Genomic DNA, 23,549 nt, shown 5'->3' on the forward strand with positions numbered 1-23,549 from the left:
TCGGAATTGTCCCTCATGCGCGGCGCAGGCGAACGTTCGTACTCTCCTTCTTCTGCGGCTGACGGCAGCCGCTCCACCGACTGGCGCACGCTGGCGCGACTGCTGCCCTATCTGTGGCAGTACCGCTGGCGCGTGGGCGCAGCGCTGCTGTTCGTCATCGGCGCCAAGATGGCCAACGTGGCGGTGCCGGTGCTGCTCAAGCATCTGGTCGACGCCATGACGGTCAAGCCCGGCGACCCCGCCGCGCTGCTGGTGGTGCCCGTGGGCCTGCTGGTGGCGTACGGCGCCTTGCGGGTGATGACGACGGTGTTCACCGAGCTGCGCGAACTGGTGTTTTCCAAGGCCACGCAGGGTGCGTCGCGGCAGATCGCGCTGCAGACTTTCGAGCACCTGCACGCGCTCAGCTTGCGCTTTCATCTGGAGCGCCAGACCGGTGGCATGACGCGCGACATTGAGCGGGGTGTGCGCGGCATCGAATCGCTGGTGACGTTCTCGCTGTATTCGATCGTGCCCACGCTGATCGAGGTGGCGATGGTGCTGGGCATTTTGGCGGTGAAGTTCGATGCCAGCTTTGCCTGGATCGCCGGCAGCGCGCTGGTGGCGTACATCGCCTTCACCGTGGTGGTGACCGAGTGGCGCACGCGCTTTCGCCGCGCCGCGAACGAGGCCGATTCCAGCGCCCACACCAAGGCGGTGGATTCGCTGCTGAACTACGAGACCGTCAAGTACTTCGGCAACGAGGCATTCGAGTCGCGCCGCTACGACGAAAGCCTGCAGCGCTACCGCGAAGCGCGCCTGAAGGCGCAGACCTCGCTGTCGCTCTTGAACACCGGCCAGCAGCTGATCATTGCCGCGGGCCTGGTGGGCATGCTGTGGCGCGCCACGCAGGGCGTGGTGGCGGGGCAGCTGACGCTGGGCGACCTGGTGATGGTCAACGCCTTCATGATCCAGCTGTACGCGCCGCTGAACTTCCTGGGCTTCATCTACCGCGAAATCAAGCAGAACCTGACCGACGTCGAGAAGATGTTCGTGCTCATCGACCGCCAGCAAGAAGTGCAGGACGCCCCCGACGCGCAGCCTCTGCGCACCAACGGGCCGGTGGATGTGCGCTTCGACGACGTGCATTTTGGCTACGACGCGGCGCGGCCCATTCTGCATGGCCTCAGCTTCGACATTCCGGAGGGCAAGACCGTCGCGGTGGTGGGGCCCTCAGGCGCCGGCAAATCCACCCTGGCGCGGCTGATGTTCCGCTTTTATGACGTCGGATGGCCAGGCCACCCCGAGGTGCCCACTGGCCGCATCTTGATCGCCGGGCAGGACGTTCGCAGCGTGACGCAGGCCAGCGTGCGCCGCGCCATCGGCATCGTGCCGCAGGACACGGTGCTGTTCAACGACACGGTGGCCTACAACATCCGCTACGGGCGCCCCGAGGCCAGCGACGCCGAGGTGGAGCAGGTTGCCCGCGCCGCGCACATCCACGACTTCATCATGAGCACGCCTAACGGCTACGCCACCATGGTGGGGGAGCGGGGGTTGAAGCTGTCGGGCGGCGAAAAGCAGCGCATTGCCATTGCGCGTACGTTGCTCAAAGACCCGCCCGTGCTCATCTTCGACGAAGCCACCAGCGCGCTGGATTCGGCCAACGAGCGTGCCATTCAGGCCGAGTTGCGCCTGGCCGCGCGCGGCAAGACCACGCTGGTGATCGCGCACCGGCTGTCCACGGTGGTGGATGCGCACGAGATCCTGGTGATGGAGGCGGGCCGTATCGTCGAGCGTGGCACGCACCTGGCGCTGCTGGCTGCGCATGGCCGCTACGCGCAGATGTGGGCTTTGCAGCAAAACGCCGACCGCCAGGATGCGCAGCCATGAAATCGAACTGAACTGCTGCGCGTCAACTGTGTCTCATGGCATGCAACTTGCTCGTCCTGAGATAGGGTTAACCTGTAGCTCACGATTCGTAGAATGGCGTTTCGTGAGTGTCTCGCCTCGCAACCTCGCAGAGGGCGAGCAATCTTTTGAAAGGTATCTGCATGTTCAAGAAGCAACTCATCGCTCTTTCGGTGATGGCCGTCGTCGCAGGCGGTGCATTCGCACAAACGCCCGACACGCTGGCGCGCATCAAGTCCAGCGGCACCGTGAACCTGGGCGTTCGCGATTCGTCGGGCCTGGCTTTCACGATTGGCGGTGGCAAGTACGTTGGCTTCCACACCGAAATGGCCGAGCGGATCATCGACGACCTGGGCAAGCAACTGGGTATCAAGCCGAAGATCAACTACCAGGTCATCACCTCGCAAAACCGCGTGCCTCTGGTGCAGAACGGCACCATTGACTTCGAGTGCGGCTCCACCACCAACAACCTGGCTCGCCAGAAAGATGTGGATTTCGCCAACACCACCTACGTGGAAGAAGTGCGCATCCTGACCAAGGCCAACTCCGGCATCCACGGCATTGCCGATCTGAAAGGCAAGACCGTAGCCACCACCACCGGCACCACTTCGGTGCAGACGCTGCGCAAGAACAAGCGCGCTGAAGGCATCGACTTCAAGGAACTCAACGGCAAAGACCATGCCGACAGCTTCCTGCTGCTCGAATCCGGCCGTGCCGACGCCTTCGTGATGGACGGCTCCATCCTGGCCGCCAACGCTGCCAAGTCGAAGAACGCCAAGGACTACAAAATCGTGGGCGAAGTGCTGTCCGTCGAGCCGATTGCCTGCATGCTGCCCAAGGGCGATACCAAACTGCTCAAGGCCGTCAACGACAGCATCGCTCGCCAGGTCAAGGATGGTTCGCTGGCCAAGCTGTACGACAAGTGGTTCATGCAGCCGATCCCGCCGAACAACGTGAACCTGAACATGCCTGCTTCGGAAAGCACCAAGGCCGCCTGGGCGCATCCGAACAACAAGCCGATGGAAGATTACGCCAAGTAATCTGGCTGTTGGATGTCCTGATCGCCTGTGCGCCCACCCTCATCGCGGGTGGGCGCACTGCGTTCCGGCGTATAAGAGCCATGTAGGAGGATCAGTCTATGGCGATGGAATGGGATGTGCTTTGCAAGGACACCTTGTCGGGTGAGGTGGTCAAAGGCTGCTTCGGCACCAGCACGGATCCGACGTATGTGAACTGGCTTCTCAACGCCTGGGGCTGGACGGTCAGCGTCGCGTTGACGGCATTGGTGATCGCGCTGCTGGTCGGCTCGCTCATCGGGGTGATTCGCACATTGCCCAACAGCCCCTGGCTGGTGCGTTTCGGCAACGCGTGGGTTGAGCTTTTTCGCAATATCCCGCTGCTGGTGCAGATCTTCCTCTGGTACTTCGTCGTGCCGGCGTTGATTCCCGCATTGAAGAGCGTGCCGCCATTCCTCCTGGTGGTGCTGGCGCTTGGATTTTTCACTTCCGCGCGGATTGCCGAGCAGGTGCGCGCAGGTATACAGGCCTTGTCCAAGGGGCAGCGCTACGCCGGCATGGCGCTGGGTTTCACCACGTTCCAGTACTACCGCTATGTGATTCTTCCCATGGCGTACCGGATCATCATTCCCCCGCTGACCAGCGAGTCGATGAACATCTTCAAGAACTCGTCGGTGGCTTTCGCGGTGTCGATTCCTGAATTGACGCAGTTCGCGCTGCAGGCCGGCGAAGAGACCGCGCGCCCGATCGAGGTCTATCTGGCCGTGACGGTGCTGTATGTCATCTCGGCGCTTGTCATCAACCGCATCATGGCGTTTGTGGAAAAACGCGTTCGCGTTCCGGGCTTCGTGGCTTCCGGCACAGGCGGGGGGCACTGATCATGAATCTCGACTTTTCCCTCTTCAACTGGTCGCTGATCCAGAACTTCATCCTCAAGGGTCTGTGGTTCAGCCTGACGCTCACCGTGGTCGCGACCATTGGCGGCATCTTCTTCGGCACGCTGCTGGCGTTGATGCGGCTTTCTGGCAAGAAGTGGCTGGACGTGCCCGCGGCCATCTACGTCAACGGCATGCGCAGCATTCCGCTGGTCATGGTGATCCTGTGGTTCTTCCTGCTGGTGCCGTTCATCATCGGCCGCCCCATCGGCCCGGACTATTCGGCGTACATCACCTTCATCGCTTTTGAAGCGGCGTATTTCAGTGAAATCATGCGCGCGGGCATCCAGTCGATCCCGCGTGGACAGGTTTACGCCGGGCAGGCAGTGGGGATGACCTACAGCCAGAACATGAAGCTGGTGATCTTGCCGCAGGCCTTCCGCAACATGCTGCCGGTGCTGCTGACGCAGACCATCATCCTGTTTCAGGATACGTCGCTGGTGTACGCCATTGGCGCCTACGACCTGCTGAAAGGCTTTGAGACCGCGGGCAAGAACTTCGGTCGCCCGATCGAGATGTACCTGGCTGCGGCCGTGCTGTACTTCATCATCTGTTATTCGCTGTCGTGGCTGGTCAAACGGCTGCACAAGAAGATTGCAATCATTCGCTGAGCCCCTGGAGAAAACTATGGCAGAACAAAACATGATCCAGATGACCAACGTGTCCAAGTGGTACGGCCCCGTGCAGGTGCTGAACAACGCTTCGGTCCAGGTCAACAAAGGCGACGTGGTGGTGGTGTGCGGGCCGTCCGGCTCGGGTAAATCCACCCTGATCAAGACCGTCAACGCGCTCGAACCCGTGCAGCAGGGCGAGATCATCGTCAACGGCATCAAGGTGACCGATCCCAAGACCGATCTGCCCAAGCTGCGCAGCAAGGTCGGCATGGTGTTCCAGCATTTCGAGCTGTTTCCCCACCTGTCGGTGACCGAGAACCTGACCATCGCGCAGATCAAGGTGCTGGGCCGCAAGCCCGACGAAGCCAAGACCCGCGGCCTGAAGATGCTCGACCGCGTGGGCCTGATGGCGCACAAGGACAAGTTCCCAGGCCAGTTGTCGGGCGGCCAGCAGCAGCGCGTGGCGATTGCCCGCGCGCTGAGCATGGACCCGATGGTCATGCTGTTTGATGAACCCACTTCGGCGCTCGACCCTGAAATGGTCGGCGAAGTGCTGGACGTCATGGTCACGCTGGCCAAGGAAGGCATGACGATGATGGTCGTCACCCACGAAATGGGCTTTGCCCGCAAGGTGGCCAACCGCGTGATCTTCATCGACGTGGGCGGTCGCATCCTGGAAGACTGCTCCAAGGACGAGTTCTTCGGCAACCCTGAAGCGCGCCAGCCGCGCACGAAGGATTTCCTGAGCAAGATCCTGCAGCACTGAGCCTTGCCGCGCTGAGGCGCGGCGGGCCGGTTTTGTTCCGATTCCGGCCAAGCTGAAGTCCTAAAAAGATAGCTGGTAGCGCCCTATGAGCGGGCGCTACCAGCTTTTTTCTTTTGTAGACGGCAATGCAGAGCGTTGTTGGCGCGGTGCTATCCGCGGCATGGACGGCATGCTCCGGAGGATTTCGGCGTTTCCGGCGCCCCCATTCGAGCCAGCAGCGGACGGCCGCTTGGCCCGTTCGGAGGCCTGGCGTCGTCGCCGTCCCAGCTTGGCGGATGCCCGGCATATCCATATGAGCAACGATTCGTTGTGCGCACGAACTTGGTGCGAATAAGCTCGCGGCTTTCAATCGCTACAGGGAAGAACCTACATGCAATGGAATCGCCGAAACGCGCTGCGCGCCACCACTGCCGCGCTGGCCTTGGGATTGGCCTCTTTGGGCGCCAACGCCCAGACCCGGCTTTCAATCGCGGCCTCGCCAGTCCCACACGCCGAGATTCTGGAGTTCGTCAAACCCAAGCTGAAAGCGCAAGGCATTGACCTGGACATCCGCGTCTTCAACGACTACGTGCAGCCGAACCTGGCCGTGAACGACAAGGAGCTCGACGCCAATTTCTTTCAGCACCGCCCTTACCTGGATGCGTTCAACAAGGATCGCAAGACCGATGTCGTCGAGGTGCCCAACAGCGCGGTTCACATTGAGCCGTTTGGCATCTATTCCAGCAAGATCAAGTCGCTGAAAGAGCTCAAGAGCGGCGCGCTGGTCGCCATTCCGAATGACCCGTCCAACTCGGGCCGCGCGCTGGCGTTGCTGGCCCAGCAAGGTCTGATCAAGCTGAAGGACCCGAAAAGCATTCAAGCCACGGCGCTGGACGTGGTGGACAACCCGCGCAAGCTGCGATTCCGTGAGCTGGAGGCGGCGCAGCTGCCGCGCGCGCTGCCCGACGTGGACATCGCCCTGATCAACACCAACTACGCGCTGGAAGCCAAGCTGAATCCGGGCAAGGACGCGCTGGCGCTGGAGTCGGGCGTGAATTCGGCGTACGGCAACTTCATCGCGGTGCGCAAGGAGCGCGTGAATGCGCCGGAGGTGCAAAAGCTGGTTGCAGCGCTGCGCTCAGCCGATACCAAGAAGTTCATTCTGGACAAGTACAAGGGCGCTGTCATCCCGGCGTTCTGAGGTGCGCGCGCCGCCAAGGTTGGCGCCCAGCAAAAAGCCCTCTTGATGAGGGCTTTTTTTCGTTCTGCTGCTCTCGCCAGCGTGAGGGCGGCTCAGGGCATGCGCCCCAGGCGCGTTGCATGGCTTTCAATCAAAAGTGCTGCCAGCGCGGGCTGCGCAAGCGCTGGCAGCTATCTTTATCGAAGCAAATCGCGGCCCTGGCGCCGCACCCAGTCACTTCTTGCGCGCAGCGATCGATTTCTCTGCGGCCGTCACCAGGTCGGCGCCCACCTGCGCCTTCCACTTGTCGTACACGGGGCGCGTGGCCTTGACGAAGGCTTCGCGCTCGGTGGGCGTCAGGCGCGTCACTTGCACGCCCAGGCCTTCGATCTCCTTCAGCAGCGGCTGGCCCGGCTCTACCAGGCCTTTGCGGGCGATGACGTTCTGCTCGACGCCCGCTTCCACCGCCGCCTGGCGCACCAGCTCGCGGTCGGCGGGTGTCCAGGAATTCCACACGTCTTTGTTGACGACGAACACCAGCGGATCGGCGATGTAGCCCCACATCGTCAGGTACTTCTGGCCCACGGTGTGCAACTTGGCAGCGGTGAAGATGCTCATCGGGTTTTCTTGCCCGTCCACCGCGCCGCTGGCCAGCGCCGGCTGCGCATCGGCCCAGCTCATTTGCGTGGGGTTGGCGCCCAGGGCGGTGAAGGTTTCGAGGAACAGCGGCGAGCCGACGACGCGGATCTTCATGCCCTTCAGGTCGGCCGGGGTCTTCACGGCGTGCTTGGAGTTCGTCAGCTCGCGGTAGCCGTTCAGGCCCCAGGCCAGGGGCACGACACCGGCTTTTTCCAGGATGCCGAACATCTGCTTGCCCACGTCGCCCTGCGTCAGCGCGTCGATGGCGGCGTAGTCGGGCATGAGGAAGGGCAGCGAAAACAGGTTCAGCTGCCGCACCTGCGGCGACCAGTTGATGGTGGAGCCCACCGCCATGTCGATCACGCCCTGGCGCAGCGCGCTGAATTCGCGCGTCTGGTCGCCCTGCACCAGCGACACGCCGGGGTACAGCTTGATGTTGATGCGCCCGTTGGTCTTCTCGCGCACCTTGTTCGCCCAGATCTCGCCGCCCTTGCCCCAGGGGAAGGCGGTGCCGACGACCAGCGACATGCGGTATTCCGACTTGTAGTTCTGCGCGGCAGCGGGCATGGCCGTGCCCAGGGCCAATGCGGCGGTGGCGGCGCTGGCCCAGGCGAGCAGGTGGCGGCGAAGTTTCATGGGTTTTGTCTCCTCAGGTTAACTATAAAAAACGTAGCTGCCAGCGCTGTTGCAGCGTGCGCTAGAGGCATTTTTGCTTCTGAAAATCAGTAGCCCAGCACGCGCGGCAGCCACAGCGCCAGTTCGGGCCAGATGATCACGGCCACCATCACCAGGCCCATCGCCAGCAGCATGGGGCCCACCCAGCGCACGGTTTCTTCCATGCGCACGTTGGCGATGCGGCACGACACCATCAGGTTGACGGCCAGCGGCGGGGTGAACTGGCCCAGCGCCACTTTCAGCGTCAGCAGCACGCCGAACCACACCGGGTCCCAGTGGTAGTGCTGCACGATGGGCCAGAGCAGCGGCACGAAGATCAGGAAGATGGACACACCGTCCAGGAACATGCCCACGGTGATCAGCATCAGGATCAGCAGCGCCAGCACGCCGTATTCGCCCAGGCCCGAGTTGACGATGGCGTTGGTGATCGGGTCGATCACGCCCAGGGTGGACAGCGAAAACGCAAAGATGCCCGCCAGCGACACCACGAGCAGGATCACGGCCGACAGCTCGCCCGACTCTTTCAGGATGGGGAACAGGTCGCGCACCGTCATCGTGAGGTAGACGAACATGCCCACGAACAGGCCGTAGAACACCGCCACCACCGCCGCCTCGGTGGGGGTGAACCAGCCCATCCGCATGCCGCCCAGAATCAGCACCGGCGCGGCCAGGCCCCACAGCGCTTCGATAAAGCTTTTGAGCAGCGGCGGGCGCGGCAGCGAGGCTTCCAGTGCGCCCATGCCGTGCTTGCGCGCCAGCCACACGGCGGGAACGATCAGCGCGATGCCGGCCAGCACGCCCGGAATCATCCCGGCGGCAAACAGCGCCGGCACCGACGCGCCAGGCACCAGCACCGAATAGACGATGAAGGCCACGCTGGGCGGAATCAGGATGTCGGTCGCTGCCGCTGCGCCCACCACGCTGGCCGAATAGCTGGCCGGGTAGCCAGCGCGGTTCATCGCCGCGATCATCACGGCGCCCACTGCGGCCGCGTTGGCCGGGCCAGAGCCCGAGATGCCGCCCAGGAACATCGCCACGCAGATTGCCACCAGCGGCAGCATGCCCGGCCCGCGCCCCACCAGCGCAATGGCAAAGTTGACCAGCCGCTGCGCCACGCCGGATCGATCAAAGATCGAGCCGACCAGCACGAACATCGGGATGGCCAGCAGCGGGTACTTGCCCAGCCCGGCGTAGAAGTTCTGCGGCACCGCCAGCAGCCCGAACCACGACGTGTCGCGGTTGGCCAGCGCAATGGCCGCCGCGCCGGCCAGGCCCAGCGACGCGCCAATGGGCACGCCCAACAGCATCGTGATGATGAAGACGGCAAAGAGCAGGGTGGCGATCATGGTGCGTGCTCCTCGGCACGCACTTCGGGCGAGGTAGGCAGCGCCACGCTGTCTTCGGCAGGCTGGCCGCCGCGCAGCATCAGCCCCACGGCGCGCAGCATGATCGCCACGCTCAAGATGGGCAGCCACATCGAATACCACCACTGCGGCACGCCGATGCCGGGCGAGGTTTCGCCGTACTGCACGTCGTCCCACAGCACGCGCGCCGACAGCACCGCCATCAGCCCGAACAGCACCGCTACCAGCGCGGCGCCCAAACGGGCCAGGGCGCGCTGGCGCGATTCGGGGCCGGCGTCGGCGAAGTACTCGATGCGGATGTGCCGGTTGCGCGCCACCGCGGCCGAGCCGGCCACCATGGCCAGCACGATCATCAGGAAAACCGACACCTCTTCCGTCCACGCAAACGATGCGTTGGTGAAGTAGCGCACCAGCACGTTGGCAAAGGTGATCAGCGCCAGCAGCGCCATGATGATGACCGTCGCCCAGTCTTCAATGGCCAGCGGTACGCGGGTGGCTGCGGGCTGCACGGGCGCTGGGCGCGGCGCCGTGGGCGGCGCGGATTCGTTGGAAAGGGACATGGCGCAACAAACCGGCGCCCGCAGGCGCCGAAAGATTTTTCCTGCCGGCAAGGCGCCAGCGACAGCGGCAATGTTAAGTCCCTTCACACGGCTTTCAGGCCCCAAACCGGTATCATCAACCCCATGCAAACCCTTAGCGAGCTGTCCCTGCGCGTTGGCGCCAGCGGAACGCCGGCCACCTTGGCCGGTGCCAGCTCGCGCGCACGTTGGCGTCTGGCTCAGGCGTACCTTGTACGGCCTCAGGATGCGCGCCTAGCCGCCGCACTTCGCTAAGCCCGACGAGCCCCGCACCCGCTCTACCTACAGAGCACCGCGCCACCCGGATCGTCGGGCCACAAGCACGCCGCGCGGCACCACCTGCTTTCGACTCCCGCAGTCGCTCGCCCGCTCTCGGGCACTCAGGCGCACCACGGCGCCTTCTTCGTCCATCTCAATCTCTCAAGGAGACCGCCATGTCGTCCACCGCCGAACTGCACCGCACCATTACCGATCTGGACCACGTGCGCATCCACAACCTGTTGCGCCGCCAGGCAGCCGCCGGTGCCGCCACCGACCACGCCGAGGAATTGTCTGAAGTGATCGACCTGGCCGACCAGGTGCGCCCGCAGGAGATCGCTGCCCACATCGTCACCATGTATTCGAAGGTGCGCGTGGCCGATGCCAGCGGCGCCGAACGCAGCCTGACCCTGTGCTACCCGCCCGACGCCGATGCCGCGCAGGGCATGATTTCCGTGCTGTCCCCCATAGGCACCGCCCTGCTGGGCCTGAGCGTGGGTGATACCGCACGCTGGCTGGGCGCCGACGGCAAGCCCGGCCAGCTGCAGGTGCGCGCCATCGAGTTTCAGCCCGAGGCCAGCGGCGACTACACCGCCTGATCCGACGAGCGCCGCAGCCAGGCCGCACGCCACGGCGCGACGGCGCCTTGGCTGACAGCGATTTCTGCGCCGGCCTGTCAGCGCAAACGTCCGGTCGTCAGTTGAATAGGCAGCGGCCACGCCAGTGTGGCCGCAGGAGCCTTTGAATGAATCTGTCCCGTGCTTTCATCGTTCGCGCGCACCGTGGCGTGCTGTGCACCTTGGCCGTCGGCGCCCTGGCCGGCGCACTGTCCGGTTGCGTCACCCGCGTCGTCGAGCAGCGCCCCGTCGTGGTGGAGCGCCCCGCGCCGCCGCGCCCCGTTGTGGTGCAGCAAGTGCGCCCCATGCCCGCGCCCATCCGCGAAGACCGCGGTGCCCCGCCTGCGCCTGACTTCAACTGGGTGCCCGGCCACTGGAAATGGGCTGGCAACGATTGGCAGTGGGTCCACGGCAACTGGGTGCGCCAGCCCGTGCCGCCCATGCCCGAAGTGATCGTCGAAACCATCCCCGTCGCCCCCGCGCCGCAGGCCATGTGGGTGCCCGGCCACTGGGTGTGGCGCTGGAACGGCGGCGGCTGGCAATGGGAGCGCGGCCACTGGCAGCGCTGAGCGCGCGGCGCGCCGGTATCTTCGCGCCTAGCTAGGTATTCGCTGCCTCTCAGGTGGCAGCGACGCCGGCCTGCTCCAGCATGGCATGCAGCAGCACGTTGCAGCCAGCGGCCAGGTGCTCTGGCTGGGCGTCTTCGATCTCGTTGTGCGAGATGCCGTCTTTGCAGGGCACGAAGATCATCGACGTAGGCGCTGTGCGCGCCACATAGACGGCATCGTGCCCCGCGCCGCTGACGATGTCCATGTGCGGCAGGCCCGCGCGTTCGGCGCCGTGGCGCACGGCCGCGACCAACTCTGGCGCGAAATGTGCCGGCGGGTAGTACACCGTCTGCTCGACCTGCACTTGCACCCGGCCAACCGCCTGCGCGGCGGCGCACGCTTGGCGCAGCCGGGCGTCCATGCGCGACAGGCCTTCGTCGTTGGCGTGGCGGAAATCCACCGTGAAAACTACCTTGCCTGGGATGACGTTGCGCGAGTTGGGGTACACCTGTACGTAACCTACCGTGCCGCGTCCATCGGGCTGCTCGTCCATGGCGGTGGCGACGACTTCCTGCATCAGCGCGGTGGCGGCCTGCAGGGCGTCGCGGCGCAGGCGCATGGGGGTGGGGCCGGCGTGCGCTTCCTGGCCGGTCACGGTCACGTCGTACCAGCGCTGCCCCAGCGCACCGGTGACCACGCCCAGGGGGATGTCGGCGTCTTCCAGTACCGGGCCTTGCTCGATATGGGCTTCAAAGTAGGCGCCGAAGCGCGGTGCACCGTCTGCCACGGCAGCAGGGGCGTTGCCGGCAAACCCGATCGCCTGCAGCGCGTGCCCCACAGAGATGCCGTCGCGGTCGACGGCGGCCAACGCCGTTTCCAGCGTGAAATCACCGGCGTACACGCCTGAGCCCATCATGACGGGCACGAAGCGCGATCCCTCTTCGTTCGTCCACACGCACACTTCCAGCGGCGCGACCGTGCGCACACCCGCGTCGTTCAGCGTGCGCAGCACCTCCAGCCCGGCCAGCACGCCATAGTTGCCATCGAACTTGCCGCCGGTGGGCTGCGTGTCGATGTGGCTGCCGGTGGCCACGGCCGGGCGGCTGGGGTCGCTGCCCTCGCGGCGCGCGAAGATGTTGCCGATGGCGTCCACGCGCACGCTGCAGCCGGCGTCGCGCGTCCAGCGCACGAACAGCTCGCGCCCCTGGCGATCGAGGTCGGTCAAGGCCAGGCGACAGACGCCGCCCTTGTCGGTGGCGCCAATCTCGGCCAGCGTCATGAGGGAATCCCACAGCCGCTCGCTGTTGATGGCAAGCGCGCGGTGGCTGGGCGAAAGGGTGTCGGTGTTCATGGTCGGTGCTTCAAGGTGATAACTATGAAAGTAATAGCTGCCAGCGCTGGTGTGTAGGGCGCTAGCGGTGCTTTTTATGGGTTTTCATAAGCTGGCGGCGATGCGCTCTGCCAGCGCGACCAGCCCGCGGTCGCTGCCCGCGGGGCCCAGCAGCGACAGGCCCAGCGGCGCGCCGTCTCGGCTAGCCAATGGCATCGACAGCTGCGGAAATCCCGACAGGCCGGCCATGCAAAGCGATTCGGTTGAGCGGTTGCGGTAGTCCTCAACCGCCTCTTCCGTGTCGGTGCGCAGCGGGGCGATGTCGTGCATCGTGGGGATCACCATCACGCCGTTGTGGCCCAGCAGTGCGGCCAGATGGGTGCGAAAGCGCAGGCGGAAGGCGGTGGCGTGGGCGAACTGCTCGTCGGTCACCGTGCGCGACCAGTTCAGCCGCTGCTGCACGGCGGCGCCCAGCGGTGGCGCATAGCGTTCCAGCAGGGGGCCGTCCGTCATCCAGGCCTCGCGGCCCTGAACGTAGCGAAACGCCCAGTACATGGCCTCGAAGCTGTCGAGCCGCGCCTCAACGGGCATAGCGTCACCCAATAGACCTTCGATTGCCTGCAGTGCAGGCGCCAGCGCGGCCACGGCCTCGGGCGCTGAGAGCGCCCATACGTCGGTGGGCCGCAGCAAGCGCACTTGATCCGGCAGAGGGGCGAAGTCCGGGCCGAGCAGCACGTCGGCCACGCGCGCGAAGGTCTGCACGTCCCGCGCGAACCAGCCGCACGTGTCCAGGCTGGGGGCCAGATGCAGTGCACCTTCCAGGCTGATGCGCCCGTGCGTGGGCCGCAGGCCATACAGCCCGCAATGGTTGGCCGGTGCGCGCACTGAGCCGCCGGTGTCGGTGCCCAACGCGAAATCGCACAGTTGGTGGGAAACGGCCGAGGCCGAGCCGGAGGACGACCCGCCCGCAATGCGGCTGGGCGCGGCGCCGTTGAGGGGCGCGCCGAAGTGCACGTTATTGCCGGTCATCGAAAACGCCAGCTCGTCGGTCACCGTTTTGCCGACGAAGCGCGCCCCGGCGTCCAGCAGGCGCTGCACGGTGGGCGCTGTGCGTGACTTGATGCCCGAGCGCGCTAGCACGATCGGGTTGCCACCGCCGGTGGGGTAACCGGCGACGTCGAACAGATCCTTGACGCCAAAGCACAGCCCGGACAGCGGGCCGGTGCCAGCGTCAGAGACGGGCACTTCCGGGTAGGGAACGAAGGCGTGGGCGGGGTCGTACGGTGACATGGCAAGGGCTTGGCAGGGTGGATTGCGGGCCGAAAGATCAAGCGGGCACGGCCAACATGGCCGCTGCTTGTTCGGTGTGGATGCAGCGCGCCTGGTGGGTGGGCGAAAACTGGACCGCCATCGGCTGGGCGGCGCGGCACGCATCGCTGGCCAGGGCGCAACGGGCGGCGAAGGCGCAGCCGGGCGGCAGCGCGGCCAGGTCGGGTGGCGATCCTGCGATGGTGGGCAATGGTGTGCCGCGCGCCATGGCGCCGTGTGCCCGGCTTTGCAGCAGGGCAATGGTGTAGGGGTGGCGTGGCGTGTGAATCAGCTCGCGCACGGTGCCTTCCTCGACGATGCGCCCGGCGTACATGACCGCCATGCGGTCGGCCACTTCCACTGCCGCCCCGATGTCGTGGGTGACGAAGATGCACGCCAAGCCCAGGTCGCGCTGCAGCTCGCGCAGCAGCAGCAGGATCTGGATTTGCACGGTGGCGTCGAGCGCGGTGGTGGGTTCGTCGGCCAGCAGCAACTGCGGGCTGCAGGCCAGCGCCAGCGCGATCATGGCGCGTTGGCGCATACCGCCCGACATCTCGTGCGGGTAGGCGGCCAGCCGCCGCTCTGGGCTGGGAATGCGCACGCGCTCGAACAGCGCCAGTGCGCGCTGGTGGGCGGCGGCGCGATCAAGTCCTTCGTGCCGGCGCAGCGATTCGACGATTTGCGCGCCCACGGTGTAGACCGGATCCAGTGCCAGCAGCGGCTCTTGAAAAATCATGGACGCCACCTTGCCGCGGTAGTCGGCCAGCGCACGGCCCGAAAGGGCCAACACGTCGCGACCGGCCACGCGCGCGGTGCCGCCCATTTGGGTGCGCCGCTCGGGGTGCAGGCGCAGCAAGGTGCGCATCGTCACGCTTTTTCCAGAGCCTGATTCACCGATCAGCGCGACAGTTTCGCCGCGCCGAACGTCCAGGCTCACGCCGCTGACGGCGCGAACCGGCTTGCTCCCGCCCGTGAAGGTGACCGTCAGGTCACGCAGATGCACCATGGGCTCGTCGGAAGAGGGGGTGGAGGCGTTCATGGCTTACGCAGCTTGAGCAAGGACGGGGGCGCGCGGGTGGCCGCTGCCGGCTTCGTACATCAGGCAGCGCACGCGGTGCTGCGCGCTGATGGCGTCCAGCGCTGGGGCGCGCTGGCTGCACACAGGCGCTGCCACGGGGCAGCGCGGATGGAATCGGCAGCCACTCGGTGGGTTGATGGGGTTGGGCGGATCGCCGGCGAGTGGCACCTGCTCGGTGCGGTGATCCGGGTCCATCGAAGGCATGGATGACAGCAGCGCGCCTGTGTAAGGGTGGGCGGCGGCTTCATACAGCGCATCAGCCGGGCCGATTTCGGCCACCTGGCCGAGGTACATCACCATCACGCGGTCGCTGATGTAGCGCACCACGTTCAGGTCATGGCTGATGAAGACGTAGGTAAGTGAAAACTCCTTCTTCAAGTCCATCAGCAGGTTGATGACCTGAGCTTCCACCGATTTGTCCAGCGCCGAAACCGCTTCGTCCAGGATGATTAGGCGCGGCTGCAAGGCCAGGGCGCGTGCGATGTTCACGCGCTGGCGCTGGCCGCCTGACAGCTCGTGCGGGTAGCGGCCGGCAAAGCGCGCCGGCTCCAGCCCTACGCGTGCCAGCAGATCGCGGCCGCGGGCGACGGCTTCGCGCCGGGGCACGCCATGCACTACCGGGCCGAAAGCGATGGAATCTTCGATCGTCAGGCGCGGGTTGAGCGACGCGTAGCTGTCTTGGAACACCATCTGCACCTGGCGACGAAACTCCTTCAGCGTCAAGCCCCGGCCACCCACGACGCGGCCGTCGAAGATCACTTCGCCCGCGGTGGGCTCGATCAGGTGCATCAGCAGCCGCGCGGTGGTCGACTTGCCGCAGCCCGATTCGCCCACCACGCCCAGCGTCTCGCCCTTCATCACTTCGAAGTCCACGCCGTCGACAGCGCGAACCACCCCGCCGCTTTGGCCCAGAACGCCCTTCTTGAGCGGAAACAGCTTTTGCAACCCGCGAATGGTCAGCAGCGGCTGTGCCGGGCCACCGACGTCGTTCTTCAATGCGTCCAGCATGGCGTTACCCCTTGTTGTCCATGGCCGAGCGCAGGCCATCGGAGAGCAGGTTGAAGGAAATGGAGGTGATAAAAATCATCACCCCGGGCAACGCCGCCACCAGCGGCTGCGTGTAGATGGCCGTGCGCAGGGTGTTGAGCATCAGGCCCCATTCGGGCTCTGGCGGCTTGACCCCCAGACCCAGGAAGGACAGGCCGGAAGCCAGGATCATGGAGACGGCCACCAGGCTGGTGGCATACACAAAGATGGGCCCCAGCACGTTGCCCAGCACGTGCACGCGCACGATGGTGAACGGCCCGGCGCCCGAGGCGCGCGCTGCCTCCACGTAGTCGCGCCCGCGCACCTGGGTGGTCACGCTCTCGGCCACCCGCGCGATCTGAGGGATGAACACGATGGTCAGCGAGATCAGCGAATTGACGATGCCCGCGCCCAGCGTGCCCGACAACGCTATCGCCAGCAGCACGGAGGGGAACGCGTAAAACACGTCGATCGTGCGCATGATCAGCGTGTTCGTCAGCCCGCCCGCGTAACCGGCCACGATGCCGATGGCCGCGCCGATGGCAAAGGCCAGCAACACCGGCGTGATGCCCATGAACAGCGACAGCCGCGCCCCCACGATCAGGCGAGAAAGCATGTCGCGGCCGAGTTCGTCCGTGCCCAGCAAGAAACCCGGGGTGCCGATGGGCTTGAGCCGCTTGAGCATCGCGGACTGATAGGGGTCGGCCGGTGTGAGCCACGGGCCGAACACGGCCAGCAGCACCAGCGCCAGCACCACGGCCAGCGCGGCCATGGCCACCGGGTCCCGCACAAAGCGCGAGATGACCGAGCGCCAGTAGCCCGGCGAGCGCTGCGGCACCACCGGTGCCGCGGCAGAGCGAGTAAGTGTGGCGGTGTTCATCAGCGGGCGATCCGTGGGTCAAGCAGGGTTTGCAGCACATCAACCAGCAGGTTGAGCAGCACGAAGAACATCGCCAGCACCAGGATCGTGCCCTGCAGCAGGGGCAGATCGCGCTGGAAGATGGCGGAATTGAGCAGGAAGCCCGTGCCCGGCCACGAGAACACGGTCTCGATCAGGATCGAGCCGCCCAGCAGGTAACCCAGCTGCAGGCCCATGACCGCCAGCGCGGTGGGCGCGGCGTTCTTGACCACGTGCCGGAAGATGCCAAAGCCGGTCAGGCCCTTGGCCTTGAGGCCGACGATGAATTCCTGATCCAGCAGTTCAGACACCAGGGCGCGCACGGTGCGGGCGATGATCCCCATCGGAATCACCGACATGGTCAACGCGGGCAGGATCATGAACTTGATGTGCTCCCAATCCCACGCCCAGTGGTCAGAGCCGCCGGGCCCCGCGCCCGTGGCTGGCAGCCACATCAGCAGCGACGAGAACACGATCACCATCACCATGCCCAGCCAGTAGTGCGGCACCGACACGCCCAGCACCGATAGCATCGACGCGGCGCGGTCCAGCGCCGAATGGCGGAAGTAACCGGCCACGAAGCCGAACACGCAGCCCAGCACGAAGCCGATGAACGTCGCCACCACCGACAGGCGCAGCGTGTTGACCACGGCGTGCATGACCTCCGTGACGACGGGGCGGCTGGTGGCGATGGACGTGCCCAGGTCGCCGTGCAGCGCACGCCACAACCACAGGCCAAACTGCTCGGGCAAGGAGCGGTTGAAGCCATACAGGTCGCGCAGCTGCTGCTGCAGTTCGGCCGATGCGTCGGGTGGCAGGATGGACACCAGCGGGTCACCCGGCGACAAATGCACCAGGGCAAAGCACACCAGTGCCACACCCAGCATGATGGGCAGGGTGTAGAGAATGCGGCGCAGCAGATAGGCAAGCATGCGGATCGTGGGCAGTGGGTGGCGGGACGCTGCTGCGCTGGCGCGCCGGCAGCACTTCTATAGTTATGAGCCTGATGAGCTTCTGGCGCAGGTGCTGCTTGCGCCGGAAGCTATCAAAAACGAAGCAATGAGCGCGAGTGCTCCGTTGCGTTGGCGCAGGCTCAGTCCATCGTCATCGTGGCCAGGTCGATGAACCAGCTGCGCGGCTGCACCACGTGCTTGACCTTGGGCGACATGGCGCGGGGGCCCACGTCGTGCGCCACGTACAGGAAGGGCGGGTCTTCCACCATGTGCGCGTGCAGCTTGGCCAGCGCCGCATCACGGGCCTTGTCGTCGAACGAGGTGCGCGCGTCTGCCACCAGCTTGTCCACCTCGGGGTTGCCGTAGTAGCCCCAGTTGTTGGACGCGGGCGGGAAGGCCTTGCTTGACACGAAGCGAACCATCGCGAAGAACGGATCCATCGCCGCGAAGCTGATGTTGACCGCGTTCGCGCCGTTGGCCGTCGCATCCTTGGCACCTTTGCGCCAGTTGGTGAACAGCGTGTTCCACTCGATCACGTCGAAGTCAACGTCGATGTAGCAGGCCTTCAGCGACTGCTGGATGAACTCGTTCATCGGCAGCGGCTGCATCTGGCCAGAGCCCGAGGCCGAGATCTGCACCTTCACCTTCAGCGGCTTGGCGGCCGACCAGCCGGCCTGCTGCATCAGCGCCTGCGCACCCTTGACGTCGTACTTGATGTCGAACTTGGGGTTGCCCCACCACGGGTGGCCCGGGGCGACCACGCCCTTGGCCTCGGCCATCATGCCGCCCAGCAGTTGCTTGAGGCCCCCGCGGTCCACGCACAGGTTGGCCGCCTGGCGCACGCGCTTGTCGAGCCAGGGCGATCCCGGCGCAAAGGAGAACTGCCACGGCCACACATGCGGCTGTGCGTTGGCGTATACCTTGAAGCCGCGCTGCTTGATCTGGTCCAGCGCGTCGGGCGCGGGCGCCTCGATCCAGTCCACCTGGCCGCCCAGCAAGGCGGCGGTGCGGGCGTTGGCTTCGGGCATGGGCAGCAGCACCACCTTGTCGATCTTGGGCACGCGCTTGGCGTCCCAATAGCTCTTGTTGGCGGCCAGTTCCAGCCGCTCGCGCGCCGCGAAGCGCGTGACCTTGAACGGGCCCGAGCCCGAGGGCGCCGCGGCGAACGCCGTCCATGCGGCCTTGGACTTGTCGGCGGGTGTGGCGCCCTTGGCGGCGTCGAACGCCTTTTTCCACGCCGCTGGCGACGCCATGAAGAGGTTCGTCAGGTTGATGGGCAGAAAGGAATCGGGTTCGCTGGTGGTCAGCTCCACCGTCAGGTCGTCGATCTTGCGGGCGCTGCGCAGCGTGGGCATGCGCGATGCCGTCACGCCCACCTGGCTGGCGTCGAACTGCGGCGCTTCCTTGTCCAGCACTTTGTTCACGTTCCACACCACCGCGTCGGCGTTGAAGGGCGACCCATCGTGGAAAGTGACCCCCGGGCGCAGCTTGAACACCCATTTGGTCTTGTCCTTGGCGTCCACCGCCCAGCTGGTGGCCAGGCCGGGAATCAGCACGCTGGGCGCGTCGGCCTTCGACAAATCCCACTGCGTGAGCGAGTCGTAGATTGGGATGCCGGTGAAGCGGTTGCCCTCAAAGCCCTGATCGGGCTGGCCCAGCGTGCGCGGGATGTCGGCGGCCGTCATGGCGATGCGCAGGGTTTTGCCTTGCGCATGGGCGGCGCCGATGCCGATCACAAGCAGGGCGGCGGTCAGGGCGCTGGCGCGCAGGATGCGGCGGGAGGAGGTCGGCCGGGCAATCGTGGGCATGGGATGAAGCTCCTGGTTTGGTTGATGTGCCCCCAGGGATAAGCACACGCCGTGCCTGAATTGATTGATTCGATATTAGCTATATATGTATCGATAATCGATTCTTCTGGCGTTATTGGTGCTGCTGCGGCGGCTTTGGTGCGCGCGTTCACCGACGCGGTGCGTGCAGCGCTCTTGGGCGCCAGGCGCGGAGTTCCGAATGCGGTGCGCACAGCGCACGCACGCTGCCGCGCCTATCTACCGCAAGACCGCCTGTCGCACGATGGCGCGGGTCTGCCGGTCGATCGGCCGCGCAGCGGCTCAGCCGGGCAGTGCGCTGGCGATGGCACGCGCGCACTCAATCACCAAGGGCGCCAGGCGCTGGCGCGCATCATCCGGTGTCCAGCGGCAGGTGGGCGGCGACACGTGCACGGCGCCATGCGTCACGCCCCTTCGATCCACGATGGGCGCGGCAATGCCCATGTCGCCCAGGAACAGCTCCTCAGCGTTCCAGGCGTAGCCCACGCGCCGGCATTCATCGATACGCTCGGTGATGGCGGCCACATCCGTGAGCGTGTGGGGCGTGCGCGGCTCGCGCGCCGAAGCGGCCAGCACGGCGGCCACTTGGGCATCAGACTGCCCGGCCAGCCACGCGCGGCCGCTGCTCGTGCAGTACATGGGTATGCGCATGCCCACCGGCGTCAGCACGGGAATGAACTGCGTCGTCATGCGCTGGGCGATGTAGACCATGTCCAGCTCCACCGGTTCGGTCAGGCTGGCCGTCTCGCCGCTTTCATTGGACAACTGGGCCAGGTAGGGCGTGGCCGCCAGCGCCAGCGGGTGGCTGGCCACGTAGCCGTAGCCGATCTCCAGCGCCTTGGGCTGCAGGCAGAAGCGGCCGGTGCGGGGCTGCCGCCCCAGGTAGCCCAGCACCTCTAGCGTGTGCACCGTGCGCTGGGCCGACGCCTTGGTCATGTCGCTGCGTGCGGCCACTTCGGACAGCGTCATCGCGCGGTGCCCGGCGTCAAAGCTGCGCAGCACGGCCAGGCCCTTGGCCAGGGACAGGTTGAACAGCGGATCGGGGCGCGCTTCGGGCGCATCGGCCAGGGGGACGTTGTCGGTCACAGACGGGGGTTGGGTGGGCTTGGGCATGGTGGACGGTGTGGCGGCGCCCATTCTGGCGCAGCAGCGCCTGCCCCCGGGACCCGATGGGACAATGCAGTCCATGCCCACCACCCTCACCATCACCCGGCCAGACGACTGGCACTTGCATGTGCGCGACGGCGCCGCCCTGGCCAGTGTCGTGCCGCACACGGCGGCCCAGTTTGGCCGCGCGATCATCATGCCCAACCTGAAGCCGCCCGTCACCACGGCGGCGCAGGCGCTATCGTATAAAGAGCGCATCCTGCAGGCGGTGCCTGCGGCAGTGGCCTTTGAGCCGCTCATGACGCTGTACCTCACCGACAACACGCCGCCCGATGAAATCGCCCGCGCGGCCGATGCGGGCGTGGTCGCCCTCAAGCTGTACCCGGCCGGCGCCACCACCAACAGCGACGCGGGCGTGACCGACGTGCGCAAGACCTACAAGACCCTCGAAGCCATGCAGCGCCACGGCCTCAAGCTGCTGGTGCACGGCGAAGTGACCGACAGCGACATCGACCTGTTCGACCGCGAGGCGGTGTTCATCGACCGCGTCATGGCCCCGCTGCGCAAAGACTTGCCTGAGCTGAAAGTCGTCTTCGAGCACATCACCACGAAAGACGCCGCGCAGTATGTGGCCGCGGAAGGCCCACACACCGCCGCCACCATCACCGCGCACCACCTGCTGTACAACCGCAACGCGCTGTTTCAGGGCGGCATCCGCCCGCACTATTACTGCCTGCCCGTGCTCAAGCGCGAAACGCACCGCCAGGCCTTGGTGCAGGCCGCCACCAGCGGCAGCCCCAAGTTCTTCCTGGGCACCGACAGCGCCCCGCACCCCGCCCAGCTCAAAGAAAACGCCTGCGGCTGCGCCGGTTGCTACACGGCCCTGAGCGCACTGGAGCTGTACGCCGAGGCTTTTGAGGCAGCCGGCGCGCTCGACAAATTGGAAGGTTTTGCGTCTTTCTTTGGGGCTGATTTCTACGGCTTGCCCAGGAACAGCGGGCGCACTACGCTACGGAAAGAAGAGTGGAAGCTGCCCAACGAGGTGGCTTTTGGGGAAACGGTGGTTAAGCCATTGCGGGGTGGGGAGGCGCTGGCTTGGCGCGTTGTCTGAAGAGACACCGTCAATTAAAACTAAGGAGTCCGGCATGCCATTGGCCAAGATCGAAGTGCGAAGGTCTCGTCCGCCTGAAGAAGTGCAGGGGCTGATGGAAGCCGTCTATCAGGCCCTGCGCACGGCGTTGAAGGTGCCGCAGGACGACCGGCAGATCCGCTACGTGGAGCATCGGCCTGAGCACTTTTCGGTGCCGGCCACCAAAAGCGAGAACTACACCTACGTCGAGATCGTCATGTTTCCTGGCCGGTCGTTGGCTGCCAAGCGTCAGCTGTACCAGGAGATCGTGACGCGATTTCAGGCGCTTGGCATCGATCCGCAGGATGTCCTGATCGTTCTGCAAGAGCCGCCGCTGAGCAATTGGGGGCTGCAAGGCGGCCAGCCTGCCTCGGAAGTGGATCTCGGCTTCGAACTGGATGTGTGAGTCTGTCATCCGTGAGGCTGATTCCAAACTTTGCACAGCGCCGCCGCCTGCGCTGGCCGATATGTTTGCCGAGCACATGGGGCGCTGCGAAAGGCTGCGCAAGCGCCCGCCCACGCCACGGCTGATTGGCACGGAATAGTGCGCGGGTGGGGCCGCGCCGGGCGGTGCGGGTTCTTGGTCTTTTCGCACGCCAGCGCAAGATGGGCTTGCGCTGGCAGCTATTTTTTGAATAGCGAGCCGGGGTGAGGCGGATTGCCCCGCGGGTGAAGTCATAGCGCCGCAGGTCACGCGGCTACGACGTCGGCACCGCAGATTCACGGGCCTTCCGCGCCGGCACAGTCCGTTGCGGCCAGCCCTGGAACCGAAGCGCGAAAAAACCCGGTGCCTCAGGCCGGCGCGCCTGGCACCGTCAAGCACCGCCCCTCACGAATCAGCCCTTCAAAGCCTGCCGCCAGCGCGTCCACCAACTGGCGCACGGCCGGGCGCATGCCGCGCCGGGTGGCGAAGGCCACTTGCACCAGCCAGGGTTGCGGGGCCCAGCCGGGCAGGGTTTCTTGCAGGTCGCCGCGCTGCAGCGCGTCGTGCGCCAGCAGGCGCGGCAGGGGTGCGCAGCCGACGCCGGCCAGGGCGGCGTCCAGCAGTGCGGCCATGTCGTCGGCGATCAGGCGCGGGGTGTGGGGCACCACGGCGGTTTGGCCGCCGGGGCCGCTCAGGTGCCAGGTTTGCGCTTCTTCGGAATTGCCCAGGCCCAGCGTGGGCAGGCGCGCCAGTTGCTCGGGCTCAGTGGGCGGCATGGCGGTGCTCAGCAGGCGGGGCGATGCCACCAGCACGTGCGGGCTGAGGGCGAGGGCGCGCACGGTTTCCTCGCGCGGCAGCGGGCCGCCGGGCGGGCGCACGCGCAGGGCCAGATCCACGCCGCCTTCCCACACGTCGACGTTGGCGTTGGTGGCGTGCACTTGCAGGCGCACCTGCGGCCAGGCGTTGAGGTAGCGCGCCAGCATGGGTGCGACGGCCGATTGCAGCAGCGCGGGTGGGCACGACAGGCGCACGGTGCCGCGCGGGGTGGCGGCGTCGGCGGCGACCAGGGCTTCGGCGGCCTGCGCTTCGGCCAGCATGGCGCGGGCGTGCTCCAGCACGGCCAGGCCGGTGTCGGTCAGCGCAAATCGGCGTGTGGTGCGCTGGATCAGCCGCGTGCCCAGGCGGCCTTCAAGCTGCGCCACGCGGCGGCTGAGCTTGGATTTGGGCACGTCGGTGGCGCGTTCGGCCGCGGCAAAGCCGCCGTGCTCGGCCACGGCGGCGAAGTAGGCCAGGTCGTTCAGGTCGGTCAGTGGCGTCATTTGCTATGAATTGGGTAGCTGTCAGCGCTGGTGCTGTGGGCGCTGGAGGGTGATTTGTTCTGAAATCAATTGGCTGATGGCGCATGGAGCCAAGT

General features: G+C 65.9%; 22 protein-coding genes. 10 read left to right on the forward strand and 12 right to left on the reverse strand.

What is annotated here, in order from left to right; translation table 11 throughout:
* Positions 1-15 precede the first annotated feature (15 nt).
* The 6 genes from C6570_RS06200 to C6570_RS06225 all read left to right on the forward strand — a co-directional run bounded on the left by C6570_RS06200 (position 16) and on the right by C6570_RS06225 (position 6,398).
* Entirely contained in the window at positions 16-1,869 is a 1,854-nt protein-coding gene (locus tag C6570_RS06200; RefSeq protein WP_106702442.1) for an ABCB family ABC transporter ATP-binding protein/permease, read from the forward strand.
* Positions 1,870-2,030: 161 nt separating this feature from the next.
* On the forward strand, positions 2,031-2,927 hold the full coding sequence (locus C6570_RS06205) for a transporter substrate-binding domain-containing protein (protein WP_106702443.1): 897 nt from the start codon (positions 2,031-2,033) through the stop codon (positions 2,925-2,927).
* Between the two features lie 98 nt (positions 2,928-3,025).
* Positions 3,026-3,781 carry an amino acid ABC transporter permease gene (locus C6570_RS06210; RefSeq protein ID WP_106702444.1) on the forward strand — a complete coding sequence of 252 codons (756 nt, stop codon included), beginning with the start codon at positions 3,026-3,028 and terminating at the stop codon, positions 3,779-3,781.
* 2 nt (positions 3,782-3,783) lie between these two features.
* A complete protein-coding gene (locus C6570_RS06215; RefSeq protein ID WP_106702445.1) occupies positions 3,784-4,449 on the forward strand; it encodes an amino acid ABC transporter permease in 666 nt (221 codons plus the stop codon).
* A 31-nt stretch (positions 4,450-4,480) separates the two neighbouring features.
* Positions 4,481-5,218, forward strand: coding sequence for an amino acid ABC transporter ATP-binding protein (locus C6570_RS06220; protein WP_106704543.1), 738 nt, complete (start codon positions 4,481-4,483; stop codon positions 5,216-5,218).
* Positions 5,219-5,588: 370 nt separating this feature from the next.
* The gene (locus C6570_RS06225; protein ID WP_106702446.1) at positions 5,589-6,398 is read left to right on the forward strand and encodes a MetQ/NlpA family ABC transporter substrate-binding protein; all 810 of its coding nucleotides are present in this window, start codon (positions 5,589-5,591) and stop codon (positions 6,396-6,398) included.
* Between the two features lie 213 nt (positions 6,399-6,611).
* On the opposite strand, the gene C6570_RS06230 is transcribed toward C6570_RS06225, so the two are convergent.
* The 3 genes from C6570_RS06230 to C6570_RS06240 form a co-directional block, all read right to left on the reverse strand.
* Positions 6,612-7,652: a DctP family TRAP transporter solute-binding subunit gene (locus C6570_RS06230; RefSeq protein ID WP_106702447.1), complete on the reverse strand. Its 1,041-nt coding sequence runs from the start codon at positions 7,650-7,652 to the stop codon at positions 6,612-6,614.
* Positions 7,653-7,738: 86 nt separating this feature from the next.
* On the reverse strand, positions 7,739-9,037 hold the full coding sequence (locus C6570_RS06235; protein ID WP_106702448.1) for a TRAP transporter large permease: 1,299 nt from the start codon (positions 9,035-9,037) through the stop codon (positions 7,739-7,741).
* Positions 9,034-9,615, reverse strand: coding sequence for a TRAP transporter small permease (locus tag C6570_RS06240; protein WP_106702449.1), 582 nt, complete (start codon positions 9,613-9,615; stop codon positions 9,034-9,036). The genes C6570_RS06235 and C6570_RS06240 overlap by 4 nt, the downstream gene beginning before the upstream one ends.
* Before the next feature lie 452 nt (positions 9,616-10,067).
* Here C6570_RS06240 and rnk point away from each other — a divergent pair, with 452 nt between their 5' ends.
* Both rnk and C6570_RS06250 read left to right on the forward strand, forming a co-directional pair.
* The gene (gene rnk, locus C6570_RS06245; protein ID WP_106702450.1) at positions 10,068-10,490 is read left to right on the forward strand and encodes a nucleoside diphosphate kinase regulator; all 423 of its coding nucleotides are present in this window, start codon (positions 10,068-10,070) and stop codon (positions 10,488-10,490) included.
* A gap of 146 nt (positions 10,491-10,636) precedes the next feature.
* Positions 10,637-11,077, forward strand: a complete 441-nt coding sequence (locus C6570_RS06250) for a YXWGXW repeat-containing protein (protein ID WP_106702451.1) — start codon at positions 10,637-10,639, stop codon at positions 11,075-11,077.
* Between the two features lie 49 nt (positions 11,078-11,126).
* Here C6570_RS06250 and C6570_RS06255 read toward each other — a convergent pair whose 3' ends face one another.
* The 8 genes from C6570_RS06255 to C6570_RS06290 form a co-directional block, all read right to left on the reverse strand.
* Entirely contained in the window at positions 11,127-12,407 is a 1,281-nt protein-coding gene (locus C6570_RS06255; RefSeq protein WP_106702452.1) for a Zn-dependent hydrolase, read from the reverse strand.
* Positions 12,408-12,491: 84 nt separating this feature from the next.
* The gene (locus C6570_RS06260) at positions 12,492-13,676 is read right to left on the reverse strand and encodes an amidase (protein WP_106702453.1); all 1,185 of its coding nucleotides are present in this window, start codon (positions 13,674-13,676) and stop codon (positions 12,492-12,494) included.
* A gap of 37 nt (positions 13,677-13,713) precedes the next feature.
* Positions 13,714-14,700 carry an ABC transporter ATP-binding protein gene (locus tag C6570_RS06265; RefSeq protein WP_106704544.1) on the reverse strand — a complete coding sequence of 329 codons (987 nt, stop codon included), beginning with the start codon at positions 14,698-14,700 and terminating at the stop codon, positions 13,714-13,716.
* Between the two features lie 36 nt (positions 14,701-14,736).
* Positions 14,737-15,780, reverse strand: a complete 1,044-nt coding sequence (locus C6570_RS06270; protein WP_211297653.1) for an ABC transporter ATP-binding protein — start codon at positions 15,778-15,780, stop codon at positions 14,737-14,739.
* 4 nt (positions 15,781-15,784) lie between these two features.
* A complete protein-coding gene (locus tag C6570_RS06275; protein ID WP_106702454.1) occupies positions 15,785-16,678 on the reverse strand; it encodes an ABC transporter permease in 894 nt (297 codons plus the stop codon).
* On the reverse strand, positions 16,678-17,628 hold the full coding sequence (locus tag C6570_RS06280) for an ABC transporter permease (RefSeq protein ID WP_106702455.1): 951 nt from the start codon (positions 17,626-17,628) through the stop codon (positions 16,678-16,680). Before C6570_RS06280 ends, C6570_RS06275 begins: the two co-directional genes overlap by 1 nt.
* A gap of 161 nt (positions 17,629-17,789) precedes the next feature.
* A complete protein-coding gene (locus C6570_RS06285) occupies positions 17,790-19,334 on the reverse strand; it encodes an ABC transporter substrate-binding protein (RefSeq protein ID WP_245896425.1) in 1,545 nt (514 codons plus the stop codon).
* 423 nt (positions 19,335-19,757) lie between these two features.
* A complete protein-coding gene (locus tag C6570_RS06290) occupies positions 19,758-20,588 on the reverse strand; it encodes an IclR family transcriptional regulator (RefSeq protein ID WP_106702457.1) in 831 nt (276 codons plus the stop codon).
* A 64-nt stretch (positions 20,589-20,652) separates the two neighbouring features.
* On the opposite strand from C6570_RS06290, the gene pyrC reads away from it, so the two are divergent.
* On the forward strand, positions 20,653-21,693 hold the full coding sequence (gene pyrC / locus C6570_RS06295; protein ID WP_106704546.1) for a dihydroorotase: 1,041 nt from the start codon (positions 20,653-20,655) through the stop codon (positions 21,691-21,693).
* Between the two features lie 34 nt (positions 21,694-21,727).
* Positions 21,728-22,117 carry a tautomerase family protein gene (locus tag C6570_RS06300; RefSeq protein ID WP_106702458.1) on the forward strand — a complete coding sequence of 130 codons (390 nt, stop codon included), beginning with the start codon at positions 21,728-21,730 and terminating at the stop codon, positions 22,115-22,117.
* A gap of 386 nt (positions 22,118-22,503) precedes the next feature.
* Here the strand turns inward: C6570_RS06300 and C6570_RS06305 are convergent, their stop codons facing one another.
* Positions 22,504-23,445 carry a LysR substrate-binding domain-containing protein gene (locus C6570_RS06305; RefSeq protein ID WP_106704547.1) on the reverse strand — a complete coding sequence of 314 codons (942 nt, stop codon included), beginning with the start codon at positions 23,443-23,445 and terminating at the stop codon, positions 22,504-22,506.
* Positions 23,446-23,549: the final 104 nt, after the last annotated feature.

Source organism: Ottowia oryzae (assembly GCF_003008535.1).
GTDB lineage: Bacteria > Pseudomonadota > Gammaproteobacteria > Burkholderiales > Burkholderiaceae_C > Ottowia > Ottowia oryzae.